Genomic DNA, 17,847 nt, shown 5'->3' with positions numbered 1-17,847 from the left:
GAGCAGTTTTTGACGTTGAGGGGCGCGAAAGTGGGGTCTGGTAAGTGATTGCAATACTATTGATTCACGCGCTAGCCGTGGCACTCGCCCCCGTGGCAGTGCGATACCTGGGCCGGAACGCACTGCTCATGCTGGCAACCGCCCCCCTAGCCGGCGTGGTCTGGGCGCTCGCACACACCAGCAGTGTCTTCAGTGGCGACACCCCCCTAGAGGAGTATTCGTGGGTGCCCGCCCTCTCCCTTGACGTGGCTTTTCGCTTAGACCCTCTGTCGTGGCTCATGGTGCTGGTCGTCAGCGGTGTCGGGGCGCTGGTGATGGTGTACGCTGCCCGATACTTCTCTGAAAACGCCGCCTCCCTCGGTCGGTTCAGTGCCGTGTTCACAGCGTTCGCTGGCGCCATGTTCGGCCTCGTCACCGCCGACCACCTGATGATGGTCTACTTGTTTTGGGAAATGACCACCATCCTGTCTTTCCTCCTAATCGGCCACCACTTCGACCGCCGTGCCGCCCGCGCCGCCGCCCGGCAAGCCATACACGTAACTGGCGCCGGGTCGCTGGTAATGTTCGCCGGTTTCGTCATGGTTGCCCACCCCACGGGCGGATCCTACCGCGTCTCCGCGCTCGTAGCCGCCATCCAAGCGGGCAGCTACGACGTGCACTCACCCCTGGTTATAGTCGGCGGAATCCTAATCATTTGGGGTGCAGCCGCCAAATCCGCGCTCGTACCCCACCACTTCTGGCTGCCCGGCGCCATGGCAGCCCCAACCCCCGTGTCCGCCTACCTACACGCCGCCGCCATGGTAAAAGCCGGCGTATACCTCATCGCCCGGCTCACCCCAGCGTTGACATACGTACCCGGCTGGTCCCCACTCATCGTCATAATCGGTCTAGCAACCATGGTTCTGGGCGGATACCGAGCACTGCGCCAAATCGACCTCAAACTAGTCCTCGCATACGGAACCGTGTCGCAACTAGGGTTAATCAGCGCAGCCCTCGGATTCGGCACCTCCGCCACCATGGCGGCGGGTCTGGGTATGCTCATCGCCCACTCCGTATTCAAATCCGCCCTGTTCATGAGCGTCGGCCTGGTTGAAAAAACCACGGGCACGCGGGACCTGCGGGAACTATCGAACCTCATGCGGTACAAACCATGGCTAGCCGCAGCGGGTGGGATCTGCGCAATCTCAATGGCGGGCGTGCCCCTGCTCCTGGGATACCTGGGGAAAGAAGCGTTCGTGACCGCGCTCGTAGACGGTACGCACGCAGTGTGGCTGCTGGAACTAAGCCCAGTCTCGACCCTGGGAATGCGCGCGGTGGAACTAGGGTGCCTCGCGGTCCTCGTGGGGGGCTCCATGTTCACAGTTGCGTATTCTTGGCGCTACTGGTGGGGCGCGTTCGCCCCCAAACGCGTAAAAGTAGACATGAAAGTAGAACCCACCCCGGCGGTATCCATCGCACCGATCGCGCTACTAGCCGCCGCATCCCTGGCGGGAGCGTTCCCCGCGTGGATGGATGCGCTCACGAACCTGATCGCAACGGGCATGCCCGGAGATAGTCATATTGCCCTGTGGTCCGGGGTTGTGCCCGCGGTGTGCACGGGCGCGATCCTAATTGGGGGTGCCTACATGGCTGTTAAACGCCCCGCCGTCGCCCGGCTGCAACGACGCCTGCAACCCAAACACGTGAACGTCGTCAGTGCCTACCGGTGGTCCGTGATAGCACTAGAGAACTTCTCGGCCCGCATCACCGCCATATTGCACCCCGGCTCTCTACCGTGGGACGTGAACACTATCCTGGCAGTGTTCGCCGCTATCGTGGTTTACGCACTCGCCCACATTAGTGACCCCACGGTTAAGCTGAGCTTGTGGAACTCCCCGCTTGAAGTGGGGATCGCCGTTGTTTGCGCTGCCGCCGCAGTGGTCGCCGTGCAGGCACGGAGGCGAATAAAATCCGTGATTGCCCTGGGCGTAGTGGGCTCCACCATGGTGCTTTTGTTCGTGATCTACGGCGCTCCCGACCTGGCACTCACCCAATCCGTGGTTGAAATCGTCTCTTTCATCGTGTTCGCCCTCGTGCTGCGGTCCCTACCCCGCTTCTTCTCGAACCGACCCCTGCAGATCTCCCGCTGGCTCCGCCTAGCCCTGGCATGCACCGTTGGAGCTGCCGTTTCCGTAGCCACGATTTTCGCCGTGCAAGCCCGGGTTCACGAACCGTCCTCAGACCTCATGAAAAAAGAAGCCCTCCCATTCGGATACGGCACAAACATCGTGAACGTCACCCTGGTGGACATCCGAGCGTGGGACACCATTGGGGAACTGTCCGTAGTGCTAGTGACCGCAACTGGGGTGGCGTCACTGATTTACCTTTCGCGCCGCCACACCCGCATTGAACGGGCCCCACGCGTATCCGTCGGATCCTGGCTTCCCTCCACCGCCCGCCTATCCCCGCTGCAGCGATCCGTGATGCTAGAAATCGGGGTGCGACTCATGTTCCCCACCCTGATTGTCGTATCCATCTGGCTCACCCTGGTAGGCCACAACAATCCCGGCGGTGGGTTCGCAGGTGGGGTAGTGGCCGGGATTGCACTGGTATTGCGATATTTAGCTGGAGGGCGCGCGGAACTCTGGTCGGCCCTACCGATTGCGCCAGGCCGCATGCTTGGACTGGGCCTGTTCATCGCCGCGATCGGGGCGCTCATGCCCCTGGCTCAAGGTAAACGAGTACTGGAATCTACCCCCATCGACATTCCCCTCGGGTTCGTTGGCCAACTGCACTTCACCACCGCGCTCGTGGTTGACATTGGTGTGTACGTGCTCGTGTTCGCCCTCGTGCTAGACCTACTGGCTTCCCTAGGCGCCCAAATCGACCGCGACCGTGAACAGTCTCAAGCGCAGCGGCAAGACCAGGCTGCAAGGAAAGACGAACCGGGCCGCCAAAACGAAGCCGTGCGGAAAGCCGAACCGGGCCGCCAAAACCTGCATAAAGAACAGCGCCAGAGACAAGAGCCATCCCAGAGCCAAAAGAAGGACGTGAAACTGTGAACACCCCATCGTTAACTGTAATCGCACTAGGTGGGTTCCTGATTGCAGCCGGCCTGTACCTGGTGATGGAACGCACCCTAACGCGGATCGTGATTGGGTTGGCGATTCTGGGGCACGGCGTGAACCTGCTGATTATCGCCGCGGGAGGCCGGCCGGGTGGGCCACCCCTATTGCAATCCACCGCGCCGGAGCAAATGTCTGACCCCCTGCCGCAAGCGATGATCCTCACCGCGATCGTCATCGGCATGGTAACTACCGCGTTCGGGATGGCATTGGCGTACCGGTCGTGGCGCCTAACTGGCCACGACGAAGTCATAGACGAAGTGGAAGACCGGCGCGTGGCCCGCCGGGAAGAGCGCGAAGAAGTGCTCGAGGACCTCGCTGCAGAATCAACCGGGGAACTGGACCCCGGGGTGGATTACGATGCGGAGGCCACCTCGTGAGCTGGATGCTTCCCCTGCCCGTCCTCCTGCCCCTGTTCGGAGCCGGCCTGGCGCTCGCAGCTGGCCGCCGCCCGCGGGTGCAGCAACTGATCTCCCTCGTAGTGCTGATTGCAGTACTGGTGGTGGGCGTGGGCCTGGCCTTAGGGGCGCGCAACGGGCCAGTGGTGCTGGACGTGGGTAACTGGTCCGCCCCCGTAGGCATCACCTTGGTCGCCGACCGGCTCGCTGCCCTCATGCTAGTAATCTCGCAAATCGTGACCCTGGGGGTGCACGCCTATTCGATCGCGCAGAACCTAGCGGACGAAGACCCGGACGTGCCCATCGCGATCTACCACCCCACCTATCTGGTGCTGACAGCGGGCGTGTCGAACGCGTTCCTAACCGGTGACCTGTTCAACCTGTACGTGGGTTTCGAAATCCTGCTCACCGCGTCGTTTGTGCTGATCACCATTGGGGGCACCCGCACCCGCACCCGCGCGGGCACCGTGTACGTGGTGGTTTCCATGCTGTCTTCCGTAGTGTTTTTGATTGGGATCGCGTTGGCGTACGCCGCGACCGGCACGTTGAATATTGCGCTGCTGGCCGTGCGGTTCCAGCATATCGACCCGTCCGTAGCGGGCATTATCCAGTTCGTACTGCTGGTGGCGTTCGCGATTAAGGCCGCTGTGTTTCCGCTGGCGGCGTGGCTGCCGCATTCGTATCCGACTGCGCCCGCACCCGTCACTGCTGTGTTCGCGGGTCTGTTGACGAAGGTGGGGATTTATTCGATTATCCGCCTGGAAGTGGTTCTTTTCCCAAACCAGAACGTCAGTGACCTATTGGCCGTCGTGGGCGTACTAACCATGATCGTGGGGATCCTGGGGGCCGTTGCCCAGGATGATATTCGCCGCCTACTGTCGTACACACTCGTGTCGCATATCGGTTTCCTATTGTGGGGGTTGGCGCTGGGCAATAAGGCTGGTTTGGCGGCCGTCATTTTCTACGCGATCCACCACATTTTGGTGCAAACCACCCTTTTCCTACTTTTGGGTCTTGTCGAACGGCATGAGGGATCCACCTCGATGCGTACCCTCGGCGGCTTGATTCGAACCCACCCGATGCTGGCGGGCATGTTCATGATCGCCGGGTTGAACCTGGTGGGAATCCCCCCGTTCACTGGGTTTATTGGCAAACTCGGCCTGGCACAAGCGTCAGTACTGAACGGGCATTGGGAAGGGTACGTGCTACTGGCATTCGGGATGCTCACCTCGTTCCTCACCCTGTATGTGATTGTGAAAGTTTGGAACCTTGCGTTCTGGCAGCCCCGCGGGGATACGGCTACGACGGACACGGAGCTGAAGGGGAAAGCGATTACCCGGCGGCAGCGGGCACTGCGCCGCTACATGCAGTACGCGGACACGATCGCAGATCGGGACACGCGGTTGCTGACGGCCTCCCGCACCCGGCGCGAACGCGAATCCTCGGGCGCATCCAAACTCATGTACGCCTCCGGCTGGGCGCTGCTGGGCGTGATGTTCGCAATGACCATAGGCGCGGGCCCGCTGTATCACTACGCCACGAACGCGGCGTCCGACCAGATTGATGCGCGCGCTTACGTGCGGGCAGTACTTGGTGATGAAGGGCGCGGCGCCGGCTCCTCAAACGTGCCCACACCGGGAGCGCGCCAGACGGAAGGAAGCTCTCATGAGTGACCGTAGTCAGCAGGTGCGTGGCGCCCGGTTCTCCGTGTTCCTCAGTATCTGGTTGTTCGCCGTTTGGTTGTTTTTGTTCCACCAGATCACGTGGCTCACAGTGCTGTCTGGCATCGTAGTTTCCGTGGCCGTGCAAGCCGTTTTCCCACTGCCGCGTTCAGGGTTCTTTAAACGCGTGAGGCCGTGGCCCACCCTCGTGTTGATCGCCCGGTTTTTGTGGGACATGATGCTGTCCGCCATCATGGTTGCGACCGTGGTGCTCACGGGGCGTGCCTATCGGTGTTCGATTGTGAAGGTGGATTTGCGCTCTGACCGCGACATTGTGCTGGCGATTGTGGCGGCGATGACGAACCTGGTGCCTGGCACGGTAGTGGTGTCTTTAGATCAAGAGAATTCCAACCTGTATTTGCACGTGTTCGACATCGACGCGCAAGGCGGGCCCGAAGGCATTAACGAAATGACGCGTGGCCAGGAGGAACGGGTTATCCGCGCGCTCGGTACCCGCGAGGAGATTGAGCAGGTGATGGGCTCGTGAGCGCATTGCATGTGATTTACCTTCTGGTAGCTGCCGCAGTTGTGATCACCATGATTCTGAGCTTGGTGCGGTTAGCGCTCGGCCCATCTTTGATGGACCGGGTCTTGGCTTCCGACGTCATTTCCGTCGCTGGGATCATCGCAACCATTTTGGTGTGCGTCACCACTGGGCGCACCGACGTCATGTTCTTACCGGCGATTATGGTGATGATCAGTTTTGTTCTTCCGGTGAGCGTGGGGCGGCTTACGAAACGTGTGGATCCGCGGAAACGGATTTTGACGCCTGAGGAAGCGCGGGCTCAGCAGGAGGCCCTCAGCAGAGAGGCGCATGCGGAACAAGAGAAAGAGCAAGCTGAGGCGCTGCGTGAAGCCCGGGCGCGCCACGAGGATAAACCGGGAGCGAGCGCGCGCCACAGTACCTCAGGTGAAAATACTGCGGGGAAGGAGGGCACTAAATGATTGTCTTGGACTATATTGGGGCGGTTTTTCTGCTGGCTGGCGCCACGTTCTTACTGATCGCGGGGATAGGGCTGGTGCGGCTCCCGGATGTGTTCGCCCGCATGCACGCAGCCTCGAAACCGCAGTGGTTCGGCCTATTCCTCTGCTGCTTAGGGATGGTGCTGACCATGCGGACGGTGACGTGGGTGGCGCTCGCGGTGATGATCCTACTGTTCCAAACCGTGACCGCGCCGATCGGGACGCATATTATGGCTCGGGCAGCATACCGGACAGGGCAAGGGGACCTAGACGCTCTAGTACAAGACGACCTGAAAGTCGACGGCACCCCGCTAGGGGACATCTACCGGGACGCTGAAGACGACGCAGACGCTGAAGACTACGCCGAAGACGATGCAGACGCGGAAAACGAGGGCGCTACCGATGGGAAAACCGAAAAGCAGGCTGGGGCGGAGGAACAGGCAGGTTCTTAAAGACAAGAAGACTCGGAAGGTCGGGGAGCGGTACTTAAAGTCCTCCCGCATAGACTTGTGGGGCAGCGACCTAACCAGTCGCTGCCCCACAAATCTGTAGGATTTCTACCGTCGGTAGTCATCCCAATCTTCGTCGGTAGCCGGGGGGATTTCCCCGTACTCACTTTTCTTTATCTCGCCTCGCTGTGCTGCCAGTTCCCGCTCCAGAGCTGCATAGTCGGTCTCTGGGCTGTAGTACTTCAGCTTACGAGCGACTTTCGTCTGCTTGGCCTTCTGACGGCCGCGCCCCATAGGCGTCGACCCCCTCCACATGTCGAACGGACTGGTCTATCCAATCCGTAGGTTTAACGCTGTCTTCGGCCCCATTGTACAAAATCAACGGGGCAATTTTCCATTCTATGGACTTTTCTGTCGTATACCGCGATACAGAGGCCGCGGAAACAACTACTTCTTACGCAGAAGCGCGATCCCCACAATAGCAGCCACACCGGCCGCCACGGACGCTAAGCGAGTAATCGCGGTTTTGTCGCCCTCTTTCGCATCCTCAACCGTTTTGGTGGCGAAACTCTTCCACTCGTCCGCTTTCACACGGGCCTTCTGCTTCGCCTGATCCATCTGCGCCCGCGGATCCAACCGGCTCGTCAACTCATCCACCGTGGATTGCATGGCAAGCCGCGTCCGCTGCAGTTCCGACTCAATATCTTCCACAGTCCGTGGTTTTTCTTCGCTCACTTCTTGTCCAATCCCATCTTCGCCGCAGCGACATCCAACTTGAGGTTCGTGGACGGGTCTGGCTTTTCCGCCATCCCCTTCTTCAACGCCTGGATCCCTACCAGCACGAGGATCAGGGTGATCACCAGCAAGATCCCCACCACGATGAGGGCCGCTGCCCACTCCGGCAGCGCCAACGCAATAGCTTTCTCAATGGTCCTGAAGATCCACCCGAGCATGAACAAGCCGAACACGGCGCCGCCGGCAAGCAGGCCAGCGCCCAGCCCCGCCTTCTTCACTGTGCTGGTGGCTTTCAGCTTCGTCAGCTCAATCTCACCGCGGATCAGTGATGTAATTTGGTTCGAAAGTTCGCCAAACAGCTCACCGATACTAGTGTTCGGTCTGGACTGCGTGGTGTTCACGACCGCCACGGGCGGTGTTGGTCGCGTATCTTCAGCCATAGTTCACTCCTCGTAAGTAGGACCTACCGTAAACAGGTCATAACGCTAGTTTGTCATGTCTACTCGGTCTTCGCGTCTTTTCGTTACCCGTAACAACTATTCTAACCAGCCACAACATCTGGGGAAGCCCCAATTTATTCCGCGGCAATAGTAGGTGGTATTACTCCGCGGCGATAGTGGCAAGCATCGGTTGGTTTGCGGCGCGGATAGCCGGTAGAACAGCGGCCACCAGCCCCACCCCAACCGCGGCGAGCAGCACCCAACCAACGGTCGGCCAGGGTATCGACAGGGTAGAGATCCCAGAATCCTTCAAGTACACCACCAGAGCACTGCCACACGCCACGCCCGCAGCAATCCCCAGGATCGTGCCATACAGGGCAGTCAGAACCGCTTCAACGGTTATCATCGCCCCGTTCGCTACCCGCGAATACCCAATCGCTTTCAGCAATGCGATCTCTGGGGCGCGTTCCGAAACAGAAAGCCCCAGCGTGTTCAAAATCCCCAGCACCGCAATCACAATCGACAGGCCCACCAGCGCGTACAGCACGCCGAGCACCATATTCAAATACGTGCCGATCTGGCCAACCATATCCGCCTTATCCGATACCGTCAGCGTGTACGCATCCTTCAGGTCGTGCTGCAACGTCGATTTCACGTCCGCAACTTTAGCTCCGTCCGCGACCCGCACAAGTACGGTGGTGCGCCCCATCATCGTCATTCCCAGGTCTTTCGCTTTCTTACTGTCAATAAGCAGCGATTGTCCGCCCGACGTGGAGTCCGTGATTGCCCCGACCGCCACTTTTTGCGGACCCTTATCCGTCAGCAGCGTCAGTTCGTCGCCCAGCTTCAACTTCTGAGTGGTCGCGAACGTTTTCGGTACCGCAATCTTGCCCTCAGAAAGCGCGTTCAAACCACCTTCAGTGAACTCCATGTTGTAGTCGGCTTTCAACTGATCGGGGTTAGCCGCTAAAAACACTGTGGGGGTCGGTTCCTCAGGCGATTCATTCGTAATTATTGGCGTGAGGGAAGCCTGGTAATCAGCGCTAACCTGCCCAACGCCAGCAGCTGAACGAATCTTGTCCACCTGTTCGTCACTAATGCGTTCCATCCCGGTTTGCGAACTGATCACAAGGTCGGCCTTAACTTCGCTGCGCACCGCGTCTTCCGTGGAAGTACGCACCGAGTCAACAATCACCATCCCGGCTGCAACCAGGGCCATACCAACGAACAATGCGCCCGCGGTAGCTGCGGTGCGGCGCGGATTCCGGATCGTGTTGCCCACCGCTAACCGCGCGGTGAGTGGGCCCGTTACCCGCAGAGGCGCACCCAACGCGCCAATGATGACCTTAACTAGCAGCGGGGAAGCCGCCAGAACCCCAAGAAGCAGTGCGACAGAGCCAACTCCAAGCAGGGTACCTGGGTAAGAAGTGATTTGCTTCGCCCCCATCCACAAGCACGCGAGCCCCCCGACGATTCCAATGAAACCCAAGGTGGAGCGCAGTCTTAATGACGGTTCGCGCACACCCGAAACTTCGCGCATCGCTTCCACAGGTGGGGTGTTCGCGGCCTCGCGTGCAGGAATAATGGCGCCCACCACGGTCACCAGTGTGCCCACGATCATGGAGATCACAATGATGTGGGTGGACAAGAACGGGGAGGATTCGGCCTCAAGCCCCAAGTATTCCAACCCGGTTTGCGCCGCCCACAGTAGCCCGTTCCCAGCCAGCAAGCCGATCGCGGAACCGATCACACCGATGAACAGTGCCTGCAGCGCAACGGTCGCAAAAATCTGCCCCGGCGACGCCCCCGCTGCCCGCAGGTACGCGTACTGTTTCTGCCGGGCCTTCACCGCCATCGTGAACGTGTTGGCAATAATAAAGGTGGACACGCCCAGCGCGATCACAATAAACACGAGCAGCAGCGTGGTCGCGAACGCGAGCGCCGTATCCATCGCCTGGTTCCGCGCGTCCACCACCTGCGCGGTTGTGCGTACATCCAGGTTGCTGCCCACCTTGTCGACAACCGCCTTCTTCACCTGCTGCACGTTTGCACCCGACTTAGTTTGAATCGAAATGCTTTGCACCATACTCGGGTCCGACACGTACGCTTTCAGATGTTCTTGCGGCATCATTATCGCGTTCATGAGGGTAATTGGTTTACCCGTGGTGGCGGTGGAAACTATGTGTGCCTCATGCTTTTTGCCCTGTATCACGAACGTGAGAGTGTCGCCGGTGTGTTTGCCCAGGCGTTTTGCGTACGAGGCTTCTAGGGTGACGTCGTTTTCTTCAGTTGGTTCGGGGCCGTCGAACGTCCAGGGTTGGAAGCCAGTTGGTGCAGACAGCAAAGCGGTGATGAACCCGCCGCCGTTCGACTGGGGGACGTCGTCTTTGCCCAGCACAGTTACGGGCACCATGTACTGCGCCCGCACGGTTTGAACGCCATCTACCTCTTTGATCTGATCCACGAGGTTCGCAGGCACTTTTGCGCGCGGGCTTTCTTGCTTCCCGAGCTTCTTGCCCTCAACGTGGAGCGTGCCGGAAACGGTTTGCGACAGGGCTTGTGACAGGGTGTCGGACAGGTTCGCGCGCAGCGCGAGTGTGCCCGACAGGAACGCGACACCCAGCACGACGGACAAAATGGTGACGATAAAACGGGTGAAGTTACCCGTCACGTCTCGCAGCGCGAGTTTAATCACGATTGTGTCTCCTCGGTGTCTACCGTGTGCGTCTCCTCAGCGTCTGTGGCGTGTGGTTCCTCAGTGCCTGCGGCATTCGTTTCAGTGCCTGCGGCATTCGTTTCCTCAGTGCCTGCGGCGCGTATTTCCTCAGTGCCTGCGGCATTCGTTTCAGTGCCTGCGGCGCGTATTTCCTCAGTTTCCCTCGTATCGCTCACCGGATTTTCTTGAGGTTCGTTCAGGTGCTTGCCATTGCGGGGCACAACCGGGATCGAGCCGGTCACCGGGTCCTCTTCCTCCGGAACAACAGAACCAGGTAGGTTCGCCAAGATTTCTTGCGCCGCATCCACCACGCGGGCCGCTTCCGGCTCCAACTCGCCTGCGGGCGCTAGTCTGCGCAGCGTCTGGTCTAGGGTTTCGCCCGGTAACTGCGCGTCCACCAGCGTATTTCGTGCTTGAGGACCTGGCTGACTGCTTGGCCGCCCACCTGTACCAGTGGGCAGCGGAGCGTCTGTATCAGAGGTTGGCGGAGCATCCGTATCGGAGGTTAGTGGAGCCCCTGCGTTAGAGGTAGGCGGAACGTCTGTATTGGAAGCATCGGCGGAGTGCGCACCAGTGGTATTTGGCGTTCCTGCTCCATTGGTGGCCGCTGCGTTTGTTTCGGCGGCCGTCGAGGCCGGGGTCTGAGCTGCAGTGGAACCTGCCGTCGGTTCAGGCTCGTCGTCGGAACCGAGTTCGCGCAGTGCCTCCAACACGCGGTCGCGGTTCGGCTGCGTCAACTGGGCTACCACCTGCCCATCAACTAAGAAGAGGATCCGATCGGCCCAAGCTGCCGCATCTGGCTCATGGGTCACCATCACCACGGTCTGCCCGAACTCGTCAACCGCACTGCGAAGAAAACGCAGTACTTGCGCGGAAGCGTTCGAATCCAAGTTCCCCGTCGGTTCGTCGGCAAAAATAACAGCTGGTTCACTCACCAGCGCGCGGGCACACGCCACCCGCTGCTGCTGCCCACCCGACAGCTCCGCGGGGCGGTGCGTTAAGCGCTCACGTAACCCAACTGCGTCCACCACCTGGTTGAACCGCTTCGGATCAACTTTTTGTTTCGCAATTTTGGCGGGCAGCAGAATGTTCTCTTTCGCATTCAACGTGGGAATCAGGTTGAAAGTTTGGAAGATGAACCCGATTTTGTCGCGCCGCAACTTCGTGAGTTTACGCTGCGACATTTTCGACACGGTAGTTCCATCGAGTTCCAAATGACCCTCATTAATGGAATCTAAACCCGCCAGACAGTGCATCAAAGTGGATTTACCAGAGCCCGATGGCCCCATGATCGCGGTGAACTGCCCGCGTCCAATCTGCACGTCAACATCATGCAACGCCTGTACTGCGGCGTCGCCTTTACCATAAATTTTCGTGAGGCCACGCGCGGTCACAATCGCGTCTTCTGGCGTCGATACTGGTTCCAATAAGCCCATGGTTAAAGCATACGGCTTGGTTAGGGGCTGGCGGCAACCGCTCCGGCGCGTGCCCAAGAGCCACCATGGTTGGAAGTCGATATTAGAACTTGAGGTACTTTCTTCGAAGCCCTGGGCGGGGGGCAACAAAACTCCGAGGGGATTAAAACAAAATCCGCGGGGGAGTAGAACAAAACCCCGCGTTGTTCACGCGGGGATTGTGGGCCCACGGGGAATCGAACCCCGAACCCACGGATTAAAAGTCCGTTGCTCTGCCAATTGAGCTATAGGCCCGCTACTTGCCTTTCGGTGCCACCCGGGTTTGCGCTTACCTGCGCCAACTGGAGTAGGTGAACACCTGAGCCGTAGCTACCTGGAAAATTTACCATGTCCAGGCGCTGTAACAAAAACGAGTGACCCGCCAGGCTGAAACCCAGTTGGGTTAGAGCCTGACGGGCCACTTTTAGAGCGTGGAAACTACTGTCCAGCGTTCTTGTTCGTGATCCCCAAGTAGGCGGAGATCAAACCGATAGAAACGATAATGGCCACCACCCAGGCGATGAAACCACTGTTGTTATTCATGAACAAACCGGTGATCCAGCCACCCAGGAACGCGCCCAAAGCACCGAGGATGATCGTCCAAACGATCCCCAAAGGTTGCTTGCCCTTCATGAACAGGCGGGCAAGAGCACCAATAATAGCACCGGCAACAATGTATCCGATTAGTGAGTATCCCATAGTTACTCTCCTTAACTTTGCACGCATAAGCATGCTCTCGAAGTAGTTCGAACAAATACTACGCTAGCGATACACCACAACGGTTTCTAGTCATAGTGGTGGTTTTAGACGAATTGGGACAATAAAGTTATCAAATCATTATCAAAATGCTATGGGCCACAGTTTTCCTTAATCCGATATTCCTTCCGCATTCTCAATTACTTCGCGAGCGTTCTGTGCTCCCTGCGTGGTGTCGCGTGACGCAACCGCTACCGCCAGTGAAATCAGAATCAAACCAGCCACTGAAGGCCATGCCGGGAACTGCTGCAAAGCCACCGCCCCCACCAGCAGGCTCGTGGCGGGCAGCAAAGCCGTGAGCAGTGCGAACACGGACGCGTGAACTTTAGACATGGCTAGTGCCTCAAGCGAATAAGGCACCACAGTGGACAGTAAGCCCACCCCCAAAACCGCGCCAATCAAAACGGGGGACGCCACTACCTTCGGAATCTGCGTAACGCAAAACGGAAGGAAAACGACCGCTCCCGCTAACGTGCCTATTGCCAAGGAATCAATCCCGGAACGCTGCGAAGCGATCCGCTGCCCCAACACGATGTAACCGGCCCAGCAGGCCCCAGCGCCCAACGCGAATATGATCCCGAGGGCAGTTTTCGGATCTTGAACGTTTACGCCGAACCCAGAAATGGACACCACCCCAGCCAACGCTGCAACAGCTGCGACCCGTGAAGTCCAATGCTTCGACCCCATAACTGCAACGGCAACAGGGCCGAGGAACTCTAAAGACACCGCAACGCCCAGTGCGATGCGGGAAATCGCTTCGTAAAACAGGACGTTCATGAGCGTCATAACCACGCCAAACAAAGCGGAACGACCCCAATCAACCCGCGAAAGCCGCATCCGCCAGGGCCTGCGCCAAAGAATGAAAACGGTGGCTGCCACAGCAACCCGCCACCACGCCACCGCAGCGGGTGTCACCTGAGTGAATAAAACGATCGCGAGCGCAGCGCCCACATACTGAGTGAGACCTGAACCTATCAAAAGGAGGGGAGCGGTATTTGCTGTTAACTGGATTCTCGATTTCATGACACTCCTTTCGCAACAGGTTTGCGCGCAAGGGACGCGCTGATTTATGCGGCCGCGCGCAGGTTTACGCAGCCGCCAGCAGGTTTGCGCAGCCGCCAGCAGGTTTGCGCGCAAGGGACGCGCTGATTACGCAGCCGCCAGCATCCCAGGGGGAGTTGATCTGCGCAGCTGAAGACTGTCAAAGACCTATTGGGTGGTCTCTACGTACAATGCCCTGTGGTCGGATACAGGTAACAATACGCTGTTGGCGTGTGGGTGTGTCAAACGCTCCGTTGGGGGTGTCAAATACTCCGTTCCACCTTTGGGAGCGGGCGTGATTACTACTTGATCTAACGACTGCGTGGGTGCGTCGACAGGGTACGTGGGGGCGCTGATAACTTCGCTGTCGGCCGGTAGTTGCGCTTGCACCGCCTGGGCTCCCAAGTTGAAGTCTCCGCACAGCACCACGGGGCTACCCAGTGGCTGCAGAAGTTCCAGGCTGCGGCGCAGCTGCGCGCGGGCCGTAGGGGCGTGTACTTCTAAGTGCGTGGTGGCGAAAACTGTGCCGTCGGCCTGCACCGCGCACAGCAGGCTCCGATTTTGCCCAGGCAGTGGCCGCCACCCCAGGGTTTTTGCCCACCATCCGGTCTGTTGCGGTATCCGCTGCAGTGGTGCTCGCCCCAACCGCGCTACCTTCCATGCCACGGGTGGTTCACGTAGTGCCAGCATGAGGCCGTAGGCCGGCCAACTGTGGGTACACACCCGGCGCGCGGCACAAAACTTTTTAGCAAAGGCACACTCTTTAGCAAAGGCACTCTGCGAACCTACTGGAACCTGCGGGGGTGCGATGCGGGGCCCACCCGCGAACCCGATGAACATGGGAGCGTAGTGGAACCAGTAGCCAGGGAGCGCGCGGGCAATCACCTCGGGAGTGTTCAACCAGTTGGAACGTGGTTGAAACCGATCCACTTCTTGGAACGCGATCGCGTCGGGCTGCAGGCGCGCCAACTGCCGCACGCTTTCGGCTAACAGGTCCGCGTCAACCCGGCCCGCACTGCCCCTCGGGTGTCGAATTTCTGCCCTTATTTCATTCCCGCTTCGAGCTGGTGTTTGCTGGCCTAAAGCGGGGCCTTTCGGGGCGGGTGCGCCACTTCCCTCAAACGCAGTAAAACTTCCCTCAAACGCAGCGAAGTTCGCGCGCCCATGCTGAATATTCCACGTAACTATGCGCATAACGCAGCCGCAAGGTCTAGTTGTTGCCGCAGGCTACTGCGCTTGGAACTGCAAACACACGGAATTCATGCAGTACCGCTTGCCCGTCGGAGTTTGGGGGGCATCATCAAAAATGTGGCCCAAGTGCGACCCGCAGTTAGCGCACCGCACCTCCGTGCGATCCATGCCGTGCGAATCGTCGTGCAGGTATTCCACCGCTCCATCTTCGGCCTCAAAAAATGAAGGCCACCCGCACGCGGAATCAAACTTCGCGTCTGAACGGAACAGTTTCTGCCCACACGCCCGACAAAAATACGTGCCCGCCCGGTTCTCGTTCAAAAGCGCGCCTGTGCCGGGGCGTTCCGTACCGGCCTCCCGCAGCACGTGGTATTCCATTGGCGTCAACTTCTGCCGCCACTGCGCATCCGTGTACGCTGCCGCTGCCGGATCTACTTTCAGTTCATCACTCATCCCTCAGCCCCTTTCATCCAGTTCCCGTGTTTGTTCCTCGCGTTCACCCGCAGATGCCGGCCCGTCAATTGCCGTTTCATCCGCAGAAACCTTGTTAGACGCGGCATCTGTAGAATCTTTGGTGCGTGCGTCTTCCGCAGAAACCTTGGCAGACGCGGCATCTGTTGCAGTGTTGGAAGCCGCGTCGCGCGCAGAGTTCTTGGTTTCCGCGTTAACGGCCTCTTGTTCACCCGTGAGGGCCTGCTCCCGCTCCCGCTGCACCTGCTTACCCGGACCGCTGAACGCTTGCGAGCGCTCCTCAGCCTCCGGACTACCCGAGAACATGCGGTCACTCGACAACTCTACCTCTGCCGTATCCGCCTCATCATCAGCGTTGGGACCATGTGCACCGGCCCGGTCCGCGTGGTTGGTTTGGGGCGAACTGTTCTTGACGTGGACCGGGTTGCCTGCGTCGGTAGCATGGTTCCTTACCGGGTTTTCGTGGTCAGCTTCGGATGAATAGTGGCCGCTGCCGGAAGCGTGGTCGGCGTTCGAGGAGTAGTCGCCGCTGCCGGAAACGTGGCCGCCGTCGGGTACGCTGCCAGGTACGCTGCCGCCGTCGGGTACTTTGGCGCTGTCGCCAGGAGTCATGTGCGCATTGTGCGGTTTGACCTTCACCGGGAATTCTTTACTGTTCGGCTCCGTCATTTTCACCACGTTCTTGAGGTCCTTCAAACTCAGCACCTGAGTCGTTTCCTCTCCGTGGGTGGGCACGCGTTTAACGGACCGGCCCCGCAGCCGGCGCCTACGCACCTTCCCGGCCCTGCGTTTAGAGGCCTTAACTCGCGCGTCCTGGTAAGACTTCGGTGGGGTCTGCTGCTCGTCACCCGGGTTTTCAATATTCGCTAGTTCCTGCGCGAGCCGCGCCACCTCTTCTTCAGAACGGTCCCGGTTTTGCTCCACCAGTTTCTCTTGCTGCCACCGGTTGCGTGGGAGGGCGTAGGGCGCGTTCTCAACCACCCACTCCAACAGGTGCTCACGCATGTAGCACCGCAGGTCCCACAAATCCCCGGAGTCCGCTGCGGAAACCACCAGGCGGACCTCCACGTACTCCGCGGTTGTGTCCGTAACTTGTATCGACGTGGTGCGCCCATCCCACAGGTCAGATTGGTTCATGAGGCGCCGCGCTTCCGCGCGGAAACGCGCCAGCGGAAGTGTCCAATCGAAGTGGAACAACACGGTGCCCAACAGTTTGGTGTGCAGCCGCGTCCAGTTTTCAAAACTGTTCTTGGTGAACCGGGTTGAGGGCACAATCACCCGCCGGTCATCCCACACCTTTAGCACCACGTACGTGAGGGTCATTTCCTCAACAGTGCAAAAAACGTCATCAACCACCAGCACGTCCCCAACCCGCAACGCGTCCGTGAGCGTTAACTGCAGGCCCGCGAACGTGTTCGACAACGAGTCTTGCGCGGCAATACCAGCTACCAGCGAAACCACGCCGGCGGATGCAAGTAGGGACCCCATGGCGACCCGTGCCTGCGGGAACGTGAGAATAACCGAAATCACGGTCACCGCCACCACCAGGGCCTGCAGAATTCGGCGGAACATCTGCGCTTGCGTCGTCAACCGGTTCGGGTGATCCGTTTTCTGCCCCCGCTTCGCAATGTCTTGGATGGTGAATGCGGCGCTGAACAGCATCCACCCCGCAGCCACGATCGTAGCGATGAACAAAACGTGGGTGATTGGGGGAATCCAGTTCTGCGTCTTATCGGGGTCGAGGACACCGCTGATGTAATCCAGGCCCTGCCAGCCACCAGCCAGGATAAACAGGATGAAGTAGGGGATTTTGGCGCGGCGCATCAGTAGTTGGAAGTTAGTGATGCGGCGCGTACTGATTTTCAGCACCCACCAGATGACGATGCCGACCAGTAGTGAGATTCCCGCACCAACCGCCACGCCAGCGGCGATCTGCAGGACGTTCACCGCGGTTTCTACGGCGTCATCGGGGTTATCAGCAGCTGGTTGTAAACCGCTGCCGCTCAGTGTGAGCATGTTGTTTTGAAGCTTGAGTCCAAGCGTTTGCCATCCCATGCTTCCAGCTTAAGTGGCTGGGATTGTGATTGCGCGTTCCGCTCCGCGTTAAGCCTTGAGGGTGGCGTCACAACGGGCTTCCCACTGCGATTTCCAGCTGTCACCAGGTGGTTCGGTGAGTCGATTCACAGTCGGGGGTTTTGCCAAAACAAACTGGTGTTGAGTACACTTTCTTAAGTCAGTCATGGCACTGACTAAGGCCCCCATCGTCTAGCGGCCTAGGACACCGCCCTTTCACGGCGGCGGCACGGGTTCGAATCCCGTTGGGGGTACCAAGGCCCCGTAGCGCAGTTGGTTAGCGCGCCGCCCTGTCACGGCGGAGGTCGCCGGTTCAAGTCCGGTCGGGGTCGCGC

16 protein-coding genes and 3 tRNA genes are annotated in these 17,847 nt (G+C 59.3%); 8 read left to right on the top strand and 11 right to left on the bottom strand.

Annotated features, from left to right (window positions below):
* Positions 1-44 precede the first annotated feature (44 nt).
* From QS713_RS00210 to mnhG, 6 genes are read left to right on the top strand one after another with little or no spacing between them, the layout of a single operon-like run.
* Entirely contained in the window at positions 45-3,041 is a 2,997-nt protein-coding gene (locus tag QS713_RS00210; protein WP_313271459.1) for a Na+/H+ antiporter subunit A, read from the top strand.
* The gene (locus QS713_RS00205; protein ID WP_313271457.1) at positions 3,038-3,484 is read left to right on the top strand and encodes a Na(+)/H(+) antiporter subunit C; all 447 of its coding nucleotides are present in this window, start codon (positions 3,038-3,040) and stop codon (positions 3,482-3,484) included. Before QS713_RS00210 ends, QS713_RS00205 begins: the two co-directional genes overlap by 4 nt.
* Before the next feature lie 5 nt (positions 3,485-3,489).
* Positions 3,490-5,175 carry a Na+/H+ antiporter subunit D gene (locus QS713_RS00200; RefSeq protein WP_313273676.1) on the top strand — a complete coding sequence of 562 codons (1,686 nt, stop codon included), beginning with the start codon at positions 3,490-3,492 and terminating at the stop codon, positions 5,173-5,175.
* A complete protein-coding gene (locus QS713_RS00195) occupies positions 5,168-5,710 on the top strand; it encodes a Na+/H+ antiporter subunit E (RefSeq protein ID WP_313271455.1) in 543 nt (180 codons plus the stop codon). The genes QS713_RS00200 and QS713_RS00195 overlap by 8 nt, the downstream gene beginning before the upstream one ends.
* Complete coding sequence (locus QS713_RS00190; RefSeq protein ID WP_313271453.1) at positions 5,707-6,168, top strand: MrpF/PhaF family protein; 462 nt, start codon at positions 5,707-5,709, stop codon at positions 6,166-6,168. Before QS713_RS00195 ends, QS713_RS00190 begins: the two co-directional genes overlap by 4 nt.
* The gene (gene mnhG / locus QS713_RS00185) at positions 6,165-6,638 is read left to right on the top strand and encodes a monovalent cation/H(+) antiporter subunit G (protein ID WP_313271451.1); all 474 of its coding nucleotides are present in this window, start codon (positions 6,165-6,167) and stop codon (positions 6,636-6,638) included. The genes QS713_RS00190 and mnhG overlap by 4 nt, the downstream gene beginning before the upstream one ends.
* Before the next feature lie 105 nt (positions 6,639-6,743).
* Here the strand turns inward: mnhG and QS713_RS00180 are convergent, their stop codons facing one another.
* From QS713_RS00180 to QS713_RS00130, 11 genes are all read right to left on the bottom strand, one after another.
* Complete coding sequence (locus tag QS713_RS00180; RefSeq protein WP_313271449.1) at positions 6,744-6,929, bottom strand: DUF3073 domain-containing protein; 186 nt, start codon at positions 6,927-6,929, stop codon at positions 6,744-6,746.
* Positions 6,930-7,082: 153 nt separating this feature from the next.
* Positions 7,083-7,370 (bottom strand): DUF3618 domain-containing protein, encoded by a 288-nt coding sequence (locus tag QS713_RS00175; protein ID WP_313271448.1) that lies wholly within the window; start codon positions 7,368-7,370, stop codon positions 7,083-7,085.
* The gene (locus QS713_RS00170) at positions 7,367-7,810 is read right to left on the bottom strand and encodes a phage holin family protein (RefSeq protein ID WP_313271446.1); all 444 of its coding nucleotides are present in this window, start codon (positions 7,808-7,810) and stop codon (positions 7,367-7,369) included. Before QS713_RS00170 ends, QS713_RS00175 begins: the two co-directional genes overlap by 4 nt.
* A 160-nt stretch (positions 7,811-7,970) precedes the next feature.
* Positions 7,971-10,505, bottom strand: a complete 2,535-nt coding sequence (locus QS713_RS00165; RefSeq protein WP_313271444.1) for an ABC transporter permease — start codon at positions 10,503-10,505, stop codon at positions 7,971-7,973.
* Entirely contained in the window at positions 10,502-11,962 is a 1,461-nt protein-coding gene (locus tag QS713_RS00160) for an ATP-binding cassette domain-containing protein (protein ID WP_313271442.1), read from the bottom strand. Before QS713_RS00160 ends, QS713_RS00165 begins: the two co-directional genes overlap by 4 nt.
* A gap of 200 nt (positions 11,963-12,162) precedes the next feature.
* Positions 12,163-12,235: transfer RNA gene (locus QS713_RS00155), tRNA-Lys, on the bottom strand.
* A 183-nt stretch (positions 12,236-12,418) separates the two neighbouring features.
* Positions 12,419-12,679 carry a GlsB/YeaQ/YmgE family stress response membrane protein gene (locus QS713_RS00150; protein ID WP_313271440.1) on the bottom strand — a complete coding sequence of 87 codons (261 nt, stop codon included), beginning with the start codon at positions 12,677-12,679 and terminating at the stop codon, positions 12,419-12,421.
* A gap of 168 nt (positions 12,680-12,847) precedes the next feature.
* The gene (locus QS713_RS00145; RefSeq protein ID WP_313271438.1) at positions 12,848-13,759 is read right to left on the bottom strand and encodes an EamA family transporter; all 912 of its coding nucleotides are present in this window, start codon (positions 13,757-13,759) and stop codon (positions 12,848-12,850) included.
* A gap of 186 nt (positions 13,760-13,945) precedes the next feature.
* Positions 13,946-14,971: an endonuclease/exonuclease/phosphatase family protein gene (locus QS713_RS00140; RefSeq protein ID WP_313271435.1), complete on the bottom strand. Its 1,026-nt coding sequence runs from the start codon at positions 14,969-14,971 to the stop codon at positions 13,946-13,948.
* Positions 14,972-15,004: 33 nt separating this feature from the next.
* Complete coding sequence (msrB, locus tag QS713_RS00135) at positions 15,005-15,421, bottom strand: peptide-methionine (R)-S-oxide reductase MsrB (protein WP_313271434.1); 417 nt, start codon at positions 15,419-15,421, stop codon at positions 15,005-15,007.
* Positions 15,422-15,424: 3 nt separating this feature from the next.
* On the bottom strand, positions 15,425-17,494 hold the full coding sequence (locus tag QS713_RS00130; protein WP_313271432.1) for a mechanosensitive ion channel domain-containing protein: 2,070 nt from the start codon (positions 17,492-17,494) through the stop codon (positions 15,425-15,427).
* Between the two features lie 199 nt (positions 17,495-17,693).
* Between QS713_RS00130 and QS713_RS00125 the strand changes: the two genes are divergently transcribed.
* A tRNA-Glu gene (locus tag QS713_RS00125) sits at positions 17,694-17,769 on the top strand.
* Between the two features lies 1 nt (position 17,770).
* Positions 17,771-17,844 (top strand) — tRNA-Asp (locus QS713_RS00120).
* The last annotated feature ends 3 nt before the right edge of the window (positions 17,845-17,847 follow it).

Source organism: Gleimia hominis (assembly GCF_032085515.1).
GTDB classification, from domain to species: domain Bacteria; phylum Actinomycetota; class Actinomycetes; order Actinomycetales; family Actinomycetaceae; genus Gleimia; species Gleimia hominis.
The sequence above is the reverse complement of the archived record's forward strand: the minus strand, read 5'-3'. Positions and strand labels throughout refer to the sequence as shown.

Coding starts and splice junctions, on each gene's coding strand:
- QS713_RS00140 (WP_313271435.1), bottom strand. CDS start 14,971: ATGCGCATAGTTACGTGGAATATTCAGCATGGGCGCGCGAACTTCGCT.
- QS713_RS00160 (WP_313271442.1), bottom strand. CDS start 11,962: ATGGGCTTATTGGAACCAGTATCGACGCCAGAAGACGCGATTGTGACC.
- mnhG (WP_313271451.1), top strand. CDS start 6,165: ATGATTGTCTTGGACTATATTGGGGCGGTTTTTCTGCTGGCTGGCGCC.
- QS713_RS00195 (WP_313271455.1), top strand. CDS start 5,168: ATGAGTGACCGTAGTCAGCAGGTGCGTGGCGCCCGGTTCTCCGTGTTC.
- QS713_RS00145 (WP_313271438.1), bottom strand. CDS start 13,759: ATGAAATCGAGAATCCAGTTAACAGCAAATACCGCTCCCCTCCTTTTG.
- QS713_RS00200 (WP_313273676.1), top strand. CDS start 3,490: ATGCTTCCCCTGCCCGTCCTCCTGCCCCTGTTCGGAGCCGGCCTGGCG.
- msrB (WP_313271434.1), bottom strand. CDS start 15,421: ATGAGTGATGAACTGAAAGTAGATCCGGCAGCGGCAGCGTACACGGAT.
- QS713_RS00150 (WP_313271440.1), bottom strand. CDS start 12,679: ATGGGATACTCACTAATCGGATACATTGTTGCCGGTGCTATTATTGGT.
- QS713_RS00130 (WP_313271432.1), bottom strand. CDS start 17,494: ATGGGATGGCAAACGCTTGGACTCAAGCTTCAAAACAACATGCTCACA.
- QS713_RS00180 (WP_313271449.1), bottom strand. CDS start 6,929: ATGGGGCGCGGCCGTCAGAAGGCCAAGCAGACGAAAGTCGCTCGTAAG.
- QS713_RS00170 (WP_313271446.1), bottom strand. CDS start 7,810: ATGGCTGAAGATACGCGACCAACACCGCCCGTGGCGGTCGTGAACACC.